6 protein-coding genes and 1 pseudogene are annotated in these 7,791 nt (G+C 67.2%); 4 read left to right on the top strand and 3 right to left on the bottom strand.

Features of this window, described 5'->3' with window-relative positions:
- On the bottom strand, positions 1 to 1,042 hold a 1,042-nt coding region (locus E4L96_RS13560; protein WP_502654454.1), incomplete at its 3' end, for a gluzincin family metallopeptidase.
- 235 nt (positions 1,043 to 1,277) lie between these two features.
- On the opposite strand from E4L96_RS13560, the gene E4L96_RS13555 reads away from it, so the two are divergent.
- On the top strand, positions 1,278 to 2,363 hold the full coding sequence (locus E4L96_RS13555) for an HD-GYP domain-containing protein (protein ID WP_135207761.1): 1,086 nt from the start codon (positions 1,278 to 1,280) through the stop codon (positions 2,361 to 2,363).
- 82 nt (positions 2,364 to 2,445) lie between these two features.
- Positions 2,446 to 4,692, top strand: a complete 2,247-nt coding sequence (locus tag E4L96_RS13550) for a CHASE domain-containing protein (protein ID WP_135207760.1) — start codon at positions 2,446 to 2,448, stop codon at positions 4,690 to 4,692.
- On the opposite strand, the gene E4L96_RS13545 is transcribed toward E4L96_RS13550, so the two are convergent.
- Positions 4,689 to 5,528: a phytanoyl-CoA dioxygenase family protein gene (locus tag E4L96_RS13545; RefSeq protein WP_135207759.1), complete on the bottom strand. Its 840-nt coding sequence runs from the start codon at positions 5,526 to 5,528 to the stop codon at positions 4,689 to 4,691. The two genes, E4L96_RS13550 and E4L96_RS13545, sit on opposite strands and share 4 nt — an antisense overlap.
- A 131-nt stretch (positions 5,529 to 5,659) precedes the next feature.
- Between E4L96_RS13545 and E4L96_RS13540 the strand changes: the two genes are divergently transcribed.
- Positions 5,660 to 6,256: a hypothetical protein gene (locus E4L96_RS13540; RefSeq protein ID WP_135207758.1), complete on the top strand. Its 597-nt coding sequence runs from the start codon at positions 5,660 to 5,662 to the stop codon at positions 6,254 to 6,256.
- On the opposite strand, the gene E4L96_RS13535 is transcribed toward E4L96_RS13540, so the two are convergent.
- The gene (locus E4L96_RS13535; RefSeq protein WP_229414461.1) at positions 6,217 to 7,251 is read right to left on the bottom strand and encodes a M29 family metallopeptidase; all 1,035 of its coding nucleotides are present in this window, start codon (positions 7,249 to 7,251) and stop codon (positions 6,217 to 6,219) included. The genes E4L96_RS13540 and E4L96_RS13535 overlap by 40 nt on opposite strands.
- Before the next feature lie 188 nt (positions 7,252 to 7,439).
- Here E4L96_RS13535 and E4L96_RS13530 point away from each other — a divergent pair.
- Positions 7,440 to 7,791, top strand: a pseudogene (locus tag E4L96_RS13530) (hypothetical protein); the annotation flags it as partial.

The raw sequence follows: 7,791 nt of genomic DNA, 5'->3' as shown, positions 1-7,791 counted from the left end.
AGTACTGCTCCCACAGCGGGTTGCCTTCCTTGGGGTAGTAGGACATCGCCAGCACGGTGTTGTTGCCGCTCTTGACGCCCTGCGCATCCCAGATGAACTTGCGCGAAGTGGCGAAAGCGAAGTCGCGCACATTCTTCGCGCGGTAGTGCCAGGTCTTGGTGCCGTTGGCCTTGACCTTCTCGGCCGCTTCGGCTTCCTTCTGGGTCACGATGACGACCGGCTTGGCGGCGGTGCGCGCCTGCTTCAGGCGGTCGCGCTGGGCCGCGGTCAGGACCGCGTCGGGGTTCTGCAGTTCGCCGGTGGAGCCCACGATGTGGTCGGCCGGGACGGTCAGCTGCACGTCGTAGTCGCCGAAGTCGAGCGTGAATTCGCCCGCGCCCAGGAACTGCTTGTGCTGCCAGCCATACACGTCGTAGTACGCTGCCATGCGCGGATACCACTGCGCGATTTCGTACAGGTCGTTATTGTCTTCGTCGAAGTGCTCGTAGCCGGAGCGGCCGCCCAGCACCTTCATCTCGTTGATCTTGTAGTTCCACTCGACCGAGAAGGACAGCTTGGCGCCCGGCTTCATCCCTTGCGGGAGGTCGATGCGCATCATGGTCTTGTTGATGGTGTAGCGCAGCGGCTTGCCGTCCGCGCCCTTGACCGAGGTGATATTGAAACCGCCCGCGAAGGTGCGCGACTCCAGGATCGAACGCAGGCCTTCGAACTTCATCCCGTCTTCCGCGCCGCGCGCCTTGGACCAGGCGTCGCGCGAGGGGACGGTGCTGCTCATGCGCGCATCCGAATCCGGCTTGTAGATGTTCTGGTCCAGCTGCAGCCACAGGTAGTCCAGGGTGTCCGGCGAGTTGTTGTGATACGTGATCGTTTCGCTGCCGCTGATGCTGCGCGTGGCTTCGTCCAGGCGCGCGCGGATGGTGTAGTCGGCGCGCTGCTGCCAGTAGGCGTGGCCGGGGGCGCCGGAAGCGGTGCGGATCGTGTTCGGAGTCGGCAGCAGTTCGTCCAGCTGGCGGAACTTGTCGTCGAACGGTTCGGCCGCCATCGCGGATGCTGCGAGGCACAGAGCCGCTAGGCTGATCGGCAAACGTATCATGTCTTTCCTGTCGGAGGTTGGAAATGTGGAGTAGGCATTCTAAACTCGGCAATTCCAAAGCGGTTCTGCCGATTTGTAAAAAAATTGATACATTGGCGGGACATGTATGCATACATGTGCATGCCTCGCCTTCCAACCGGGCGGAAAGCCGGGTTATGATCCCAGGGAGAGGGAGAACACAAGAATGAATATCGCGTTCGAGGCAACCGTCCTGGTTGCGGCCACCGCCGCCGACCGGAGGATGCTGATGAAAGAGGCGCTGCATGGCCGCTGCCAGCTGCGGCAGGCCGCCACCGGGGAGGAAGCCCTGGCGCAGATGGCGCAGGCGCCGCGCCCCGACGTCGTGGTGCTCGATGCGGAGCTGGACGACACCGGCGCCTGGTCCGTGGCCCAGGAACTGAAGGCCAATTTCCTCACTGCCGACATCCCGCTGATCTTCGTGACCGGCGCCGCCGACACCGCGCGCGCCTGGCAGGAAGGCGCCGCCGACGTGGTCACCCTGCCGCTCGATGCGGACGCCCTGCGCGCCCGCGTGGCCACCCATGCGAGGCTCGCGCGCAGCCAGGCCATGCTGAAGGACCAGGCCACGCACCTCGAAGCCGCGCTGGCCGAGCGCACCCGGGGCCTGGTCAACATGCAGGATGCGACCATCCTGGCCATGGCCGCGCTGGCGGAGATCCACGAGGACCACATCCACAATCACATCCAGCGCGTGCAGCACATGGTGGCCGCGCTGGCCCAGCGCCTGCGCTTCCATCCACGCTTCGCGGGGGAGCTCACGGACGAAAACATTGTCCTTCTCACCAAGGCCGTGCCGCTGCACGACATTGGCAAGGTGGGCGTGCCGGACGCGATCCTGCTCAAGCCTTCCAAGCTGACGTCGGAAGAGTACAACGTGATGAAGCAGCACACCGTGTATGGACGCGACGCCATCCTCGGCGTCGAGCGCACACTCGGTTTCTCGACGCCTTTCCTGCGCTATGCGCGCGAGATCACGCATTCGCACCAGGAGCGCTGGGACGGTTCCGGCTACCCCGAAGGCCTGCAGGGCGACGGCATCCCCGTCTCCGCGCGCCTGATGGCGGTGGCCGACGTGTACGACGCGCTGATCTCGCGCCGCCGCTACCGCCCCGCGTTCACGCACGAGACGGCGGTGGAGCTGATCCGCCAGGGCCGCGGCGAGGACTTCGATCCGGACGTGGTCGACGCCATGCTGTCCATCGAAGAGAAGATCCTGCAGATCGCGAACGAATTCCGCGATCCGGACTGATTCACCCGCTACCGACCATCGCCCACCGCCTATCGGAGCCGCCATCGGACTGCAACTGCGCATCCCCGGGGCCATAGCACTTGTGCTTGGCCTGTGCCTGACCGGGTGGACCTGCCACCTGGTCGCTGATGCGCAGCAGGCCCAGGTCCGCGCCACCTTCGAGCGGGATGCGGCCAAGATCGCGGGCGACACCGGGGCGCGGCTGCAGAACTACTTCGACGCGCTGCTGGCGCTGAAGGGCGTCCTGACGGTCCATCCGGGCGCCAGCCGCGCGGAGTTCCGCCGTTTCGTGGACGAGCTGCGGCTCACCGAGCGCTATCCCGGCTTCCAGGCGATCCAGTTCGTGCGTGCGGTGCCCGGCGCGCAGCTGGCCTCATTCGAGGCCGCCGCGCGGCGCGAAGTGCCGGGATTCACCGTGCATCCCGCAGCCAGCGCCGCCACCCACTTCATCATCGACTACAACGAGCCGGCCACCGGCAACGAGGCCGCCTTTGGCCTGGACCTGGCGGCGTTGCCCGTGCACTTGCAGGCCCTGGAAGCTGGGCGCGACAGCGGCCAACCGGTGGCCGGGGCGCGCACGGTGCTGGTGCAGGACACGCTGCTCCAGCCGGGCTTCATCGTGCGCGCGCCCGTGTACCGCGCCGGCCAGCCGATCGAGACGGTCGAGCAGCGCCGCGCGGCGCTGATGGGCTTTGTGGCCGTGGTGTTCCGCGTGCCGGACCTGATCCACGAGGCGGTCGATCCACGCCTGGCCAGCCAGGTCGCGATCCGCATCGAAGACGAGGTGCAGGGCGCCGCCAACGCGGACCGGCTGATGTACGACTCGTTCGCACCGGGTACCGCGCTGCTGCCGCAGCTGCGTAGCCAGCAGACCGTCCAGGTGGCGCAGCGCCGCTGGCACATCACGCTGGCCGGGCTGGAAGGCGGGCGCTATGCGCGCGACTACACCAGCGTGGCGCTGATTGGCCTGGCGGGCGGTGTGATCAGCGTGCTGATTGCGGCCTTGCTGATGGCGTCCGGCCGCAGCCGGCGGCTGGCGCGCCGCCTCGGCCGGGCGCTGGAAGACCAGCGCGCATTCCAGGACAGCGCCTCCGTTGGCATTGGCCTGTTCACCAGCGCGGGTATTGCCCGCTGCAACCGCGGGCTGGAGGAGCTGCTGGGCTACCGGGTGGGCGAACTGGCGGGCCAGCCGGCCAGCCTGCTGAGCCCCGACGGCGGTGACCCCTTCGCGCCCCTGTGCGCGGACGAGCGCCGCCGCGGTGAGCTTCAGCTGCGCCGCAAGGACGGTACCGTGGTCTGGTGCCTGGCCGATGGCCGCGCCCTCGATGGCACCGGCGCGGCCAATGCGGTGGTGTGGTCGCTGCAGGACATCAGTGACCGCAAGAAGGCCGAGGCGGAGCTGCTGGACGTGCGGCGCGGGCTGGAACACAGCCTGGCCGAACTGGCGCGCGAAAAGGCCAATGTGGAGGCCGCGCACGGCGACCTCTCGGCGGTCCTCGCGACCCTGCGCCAGGCGCAGGACAGCCTGATCCTCTCCGAGAAAATGGCATCGCTCGGCTCCCTGGTGGCGGGCATCGCACATGAATTGAATACGCCGATCGGGAATACGCTGCTGACGGCGACCGCGCTGTCGGACATGGTGGGCGACTTCGAAAAGCAGTACGCGGCGGGCGGCATCAAGCGCTCGGAGCTCGAGGCGCACCTGCGCGACACGCGCACGGCCTGCGACATCATGACCGCGTCGCTGCGCCGGGCCGCGGACCTGATCACCTCCTTCAAGCAGGTGGCGGTCGACCAGACCAGCGACCAGCACCGCCGCTTCGACCTGTGCGACGTGGTGCGCGATACGCTGGCGACTTTCGGCGCTCAGCTGCGACGCGCGAATTGCGAAGTGCGGCTGGAGCTGCCGGCGTCCGTGCCGATGGATTCGCATCCGGGTGGGCTGGGGCAGGTGCTGTCCAACCTCCTCAACAACGCGCTGCTGCATGCGTTCGAGGGCCGCGAGCGCGGCGCCGTTACGCTGCGGGCGCGCAGCCTGGCGGACGGGCAGGTGGAGCTGGTGTTTGCCGACGATGGCGTGGGCATGCCGGGCAAGGTGCTGCACCAGGTGTTCGATCCGTTCTTCACCACCAAGATGGGGCAGGGGGGCTCGGGCCTGGGCATGAACATCGTCTACAACATCGTCACCGGGATGCTGGGCGGGACGGTGGATGTGGCGTCGGCCCCGGACCTCGGCACCACCATCACCATGCGCATGCCAGCGGTGGCGCCGACGCATGCGCGCGCGGCAGCTGCTGCGGCGGCCGCTGCGCCATCCATCGCGGGTTAGACGAAGCCGCGCACCGGGAAGTCTGCGCCGCGCTGGATCCAGTTGCGGGGCGAGTAGGCGGTGTGCGCGTCGGTGACGTGCAGCGTGTAGGCGTGGCGCGAGACCGGCGAGCGGTTCGGCGCGCTGTAGTGCGGTAGCAGGCCATGGAAGCAGACCAGGCTCCCGGCGGCGCATTCCAGCGGCACGGCGGTGGCGTCGGTGGGCCAGGGCGTGGTATCCAGCTTCTCCATCGCGGTGTGGTCGCCATCGCGCACGAAGCGCTCGCGCAGCGGTCCGCGATGGCCGCCCGGTTCGGCCCACAGGCAGCCGTTCTCGCGGGTCGCGTCTTCCAGTGCGAACCAGAAGGTGGTCACGCTGATCGGGTCCGTTTCAAAATAGGTTGCGTCCTGGTGCCAGCGCACTTCGCCGCCGATGCCCGGCTGCTTGAAGATGTACATCGACTGCCAGATTTTCGGATCGCGCAGGCCGAGGTCCGCAGCGACGGCGGCCAGTTGCGGGGAACGCGAGAAGCTGGAGAACACGGGGTCCAGGTCGTGCATGGCGTGGCCGATCTTGTTGATCGAGAGCGCCTTCGCCTGGCGCAGCTGGCCCTGGGCATCGAAGGCTTCCTCTTCGAAGAAGCAGGCGATGGTGTTGTCGGAGCGGAGGAAGTGGTCGTCCGTGGTGCGGGCCTGGTTCACGGTGGAGAACACGGAGCGCGTGCTGGCGGGGTCGAAGGCGTCCACGATCTCCGCCGCGCGCTGGCGCAGGGCCGCGATCTCTTGCGCGGATTTGAAGCCGGGGATGACGATGAAGCCGTCGCGCTCGAACTGGTCGCGCTGTTCGGTGGTCAGCATGCTGGGACTCCTTGAATGGACCGCTCATTTTATCAACAATGATGTGCGCCAAAGGATCGCCGTTTGCTGCTAAATGGGATATGCGCCGCGATATAGACTGGTGAGCTTGCAAATGCACTGCCGGGACAGTCATGGACGCTCAGGACATCGAATTGGTCGACGCGAAGATCGAGGCCGCCGAGGCCCGCATGGACAGCCGGATCGCAGTCATCGAAACGCTGCTGCGAGGAATCCTCGCGCGGCTCGATGCGATGGACGCGCGGTTCGACCGCATGGACGCGCGGTTCGACCGCATGGATGCGCGGTTCGACCGCATGGAGGACCGCATCACCAGCCTGAAGACCACCATGATCGTCACCGGGATCAGCGCGACGATCGCCATTATTCTCGGCGTGGGCGCCATCAATGCGACGACTTACACCAGTCTGCTCGGCGCCTATTCTGGCGGGAAGGAGTTTGAGCAGGCCCGGGCCGAAATCCGGCGCCAGACCGCGGAGATTGACCAGCAGCTGGCCCGGCGCTCAGCGGCGATTGACCAGCAGCTCGCCCGAGAACGGGCGGAAGACGAACGCCGCTCGGCGAAGATCGACCAGCAGCAGGCCGAGTTCCAGCGCCGGTCGGCCGCGATCGACCAGCAGCTGGCCGCAAACGCCGCACTCATGAAGGAGCTGCAGCGGCGCATGGAGGTTCAGCTGCCGGTGCGCACTTCCCAGCCGCCGTCCCGGTAGACCCGCACCCCGTCCAGCCACACCTCATCCGTCACCGCGAACACATCGATGTGGTAGCGCGCATCCTTGCGCTTGAACCCCGGCTTCGGGTACACGCCATGCTTGGCCCCCAGCGACAGGTGCACCCCGCACATCCGCTCATAGGTCCCGATATCATCGACCCGCCGCTCGCGGGTGAAGGCGCGGTTCATGCCGAAGCCCAGCTCCCGCACCCACACCTCGCCTTCGTCCGCGCGAATGATGGCCAGCACCTCATCGAAGGCCGGCGTCGAATCCAGAGCCTCCACCACGCGGCCACGTTCGACAATCAAGGTGATCGGCGTGTCCGGCCGGTTGACCCGGTAATTGGTATCCCCGAACACGTGCACCTGCACCCGCCCGTTGACCGCCTCCAGGTCGCGCGCCTCCGTGAACACTTCGCCGATCGGGAACTGCCCGCCCACGTTGTTCATGCCGGAGTAGTCACCGACATTCAGCTTGGCCGCTTCCAGCCCGCCCTCGAACACCAGCTCCGCATCGCCCCCGCGCACCACGGCCCGCGCCGCACCGTCGATCAGCGCCTTCAGCCGATGCCCCACGCCGCGGAAGTAGGCCGGGTCATACGCCAGCGCCTCAATATAAGCCTCGCCCTGCGCCCCCGGCATGCGCGACAGGTGCACATGCTCCACCACCTTGAGCCCCAGCTTGAACAGCTCCACGCGGATGCGGAACGCCTCCAGCCGGAAGTTGGTGGACTGGATCAGCACCACCAGGTCCCCCGCCACCATGGCGCGGAAGGCCGCATGCACCTCATCCGCCGTCACCGCGTCGAAGTCGACGAAACGGCCATCCGGCAGATTGGCTTGGTAGGCCTCCGTCAGCGCCCGCGACAGGGCAGTGCGGGTGTCGAACACCACCAGCGCCCGGGCGGGCGCTGCGTGTTCAATTGCAATACCGAGGATGTCGCGCACATGGGCGGTGGCCGCCGCGACCGCGGAAGAAGGCAGAAAATCCATACCCGGCATTATAAGTGCCGCCCCAAAAAGTTCCCCATTCCCGCCTGAAATTCGCCCCTTTAAGACCTGTATCGCGCTACTCGTCCGATTGAGCTTGGTCCAAAAAGCGATTCAGCTATGATGGCCCGGACCACTTTTCGAGCGGGCCGCCGAGCCTGCCAGCGCAGCTCTTTCCAAGCAACACGCGAATGACATACCGATGGGAAACGCCGGACGCCGTCTGGCTGGAAGACGAGAACGGACACTTCATGCCTGCCGCGAGCCCGGGCCTGGGCCAGCTCGACTGGACCGGCTACGGCCGGGCCCGCTCGGCTGATCTCGCGCAGCTGCTGGGTGCCGCCGTGCCCGGGGCCTGCGCGCACTCGGCCATGTACCCGCCGGAATTCCACTGGTGCCCGCAATGCGGCGAGCCGCTGGTGCCCGCCGCCATGCAGGAGACGTGGCGCGACTGGTTCGGCCCATCGTCCGACCCCTACCTGCCGCGCGGCGTGCCACATGGCCTGCCCGTCACCGGCCTGCCGCTCGGCGCGGCCCTGGAGC

This window comes from Zemynaea arenosa, from assembly GCF_004614185.1.
Taxonomy (GTDB): Bacteria; Pseudomonadota; Gammaproteobacteria; order Burkholderiales; family Burkholderiaceae_D; genus Telluria; species Telluria arenosa.
This window is presented reverse-complemented; position numbering and strand designations above follow the sequence as displayed.

What these genes read in the sequence shown, in the direction of transcription:
- E4L96_RS13555 (WP_135207761.1), top strand. Translation starts at nt 1,278, where the DNA reads ATGAATATCGCGTTCGAGGCAACCGTCCTGGTTGCGGCCACCGCCGCC.
- E4L96_RS13545 (WP_135207759.1), bottom strand. Translation starts at nt 5,528, where the DNA reads ATGCTGACCACCGAACAGCGCGACCAGTTCGAGCGCGACGGCTTCATC.
- E4L96_RS13540 (WP_135207758.1), top strand. Translation starts at nt 5,660, where the DNA reads ATGGACGCTCAGGACATCGAATTGGTCGACGCGAAGATCGAGGCCGCC.
- E4L96_RS13535 (WP_229414461.1), bottom strand. Translation starts at nt 7,251, where the DNA reads ATGGATTTTCTGCCTTCTTCCGCGGTCGCGGCGGCCACCGCCCATGTG.